Source organism: Aquimarina megaterium XH134, assembly GCF_000520975.1.
GTDB lineage: Bacteria > Bacteroidota > Bacteroidia > Flavobacteriales > Flavobacteriaceae > Aquimarina > Aquimarina megaterium.
Window position 1 is genome coordinate 1 of sequence record NZ_JACB01000114.1, and the last position, 1,714, is coordinate 1,714.

1 protein-coding gene is annotated in these 1,714 nt (G+C 34.0%); it reads right to left on the reverse strand.

Annotated features, from left to right (window positions below; genetic code table 11):
• Positions 1-157 precede the first annotated feature (157 nt).
• A complete protein-coding gene (locus tag Z053_RS0127305; protein ID WP_035097184.1) occupies positions 158-1,366 on the reverse strand; it encodes a M57 family metalloprotease in 1,209 nt (402 codons plus the stop codon).
• Between the last annotated feature and the right edge of the window lie 348 nt (positions 1,367-1,714).

The following is a 1,714-nucleotide window of genomic DNA, read 5'->3' on the forward strand; positions in this document are numbered from 1 at the left end:
ATAGTATAAAGATTTTAAATAAAAATATCAAAACCTGATGATGAGTGTATAGCGTGTCAAACTTAGTATGGACATTAAGATATAAACAAAGCGCATGATAAAAATTGGTTTTATCATGCGCTAAATAGGGTGTTTAACTAGTTAAGTGTATACTAAGTTATTTACACTGATGACCAGGAGGAGGCCTTCTTTCATTTTGACGAACTCGAATAATTTCGGGTGGCATATTAGGAAAATCAATTGCTCTAAATACCATTCTACCATACCTCTTTGGTCCACATTCTTCACTTTGGTTAAAAAATGAGGCTACTTTAACCAAAAAAGTGTGATTTCCTGCTCCTGTCGTTACTGGCCCCATATCAATCCAGCTACCAGAACGTGTAGCTTGCCATCTAAGGTTAGAATTCAGATTAACAAATGTACTGCCTCCATGAACTGAAGCTATTAGAAGTTTAGGATCGCCGTTTACACAACGAGCATTCATTTTTGGCCCATATAATTGTCTTAATGCGATAATATCCGCATTTGTAAAATTTGGTTTTGTATTTAATCGCCTAGGGCAGGTGGCAAAAATAGACCCTGGATCCCCACTAGGGGCTGCAGGTGTTCCTGGAATTAGATTTGCTCCTACACCAGTATCATCATTTTCGATTGGTAATTGAACTCCACATGATACTGCTGCATTCATGAAATCTGTATGTCTCAGTCCTAAACAATGACCTAATTCATGCACCATTGTTATTGTTGCCATGTCAAGTCCACGGCTAGTAGCATTAGGACCAATAAATATAAGCCCTCCGGGATTCCCTGTACTTGAAGGAAAACTGGCTCTTGCATTTGAACTAAGTGTGGGATTCCGTTGTACAATTATTTCAGTTCCTAAAGGTGGGTTAGCACTAAACTCTATAGTGAATTTTAGAGAAAGGTTAAGAGCATTATATTGATTTATAGCAGCTCTTAAGGCTTGTTGTGCGATATTGTCTAAAGCATTTGTTCCCGAACCTGTGACTCCGGCTACCCGGATAAATCTGGGTAAATTTTTAACTATATCGTTAGCACTATAATGCTTGGCGTTGGGACTATTACTATGTTTATTTGCCATTTCTTTTAATTGTTGTTTTGGCATCAATATATCTCCTTGTAACAAATAATATTCTTCTGTTTTTTTGGTAATAGGGTGAGTAATCTTTTCAATAGAAAGATCTTCGACTCCATCATATCCTAATCGAGCAAAATGTTCTTTAGCATCAGCTAATGGGTCAACAATAGTTTGTTTCGTTTCTATAGTGTCATCTTTACTGCAAGCAGCTGTAAAGAGTAAAACCATAATTCCTGCAATGAGGATAAATACATTAGTTTTTTTCATTTGATTTGTGTTTAAATTAGTTAATATAGTAGATGCCAAAATTAATAAGCTATATGTTTTGGGCTAAAGGCAATCTTCTGAAAAAGAGAAATAAAGAAGGGAGTTTATTTATTTTTTGTTAAAAAACAGGGTTTTTTAAAGAGTAGTCAAAAAAAGATAAAAAAAAACCTTGTTTTCAGAAAAAAAATTGGTTTAACTTATTTTGTAGGGAATATCTTATAATACTATAGTAAACAGTATTATATGGTATAAAATTTCACATAGTTTATTATAAAGTATTTTAGACAAGTTATGAAGAGAAAAGTAACTAAGCAGACCACGCATAATTAGAATGGATGATACATAAAA

Excerpts from the sequence above, each read along its gene's own strand:
- Z053_RS0127305 (WP_035097184.1), bottom strand. The coding sequence starts at position 1,366 with ATGAAAAAAACTAATGTATTTATCCTCATTGCAGGAATTATGGTTTTA.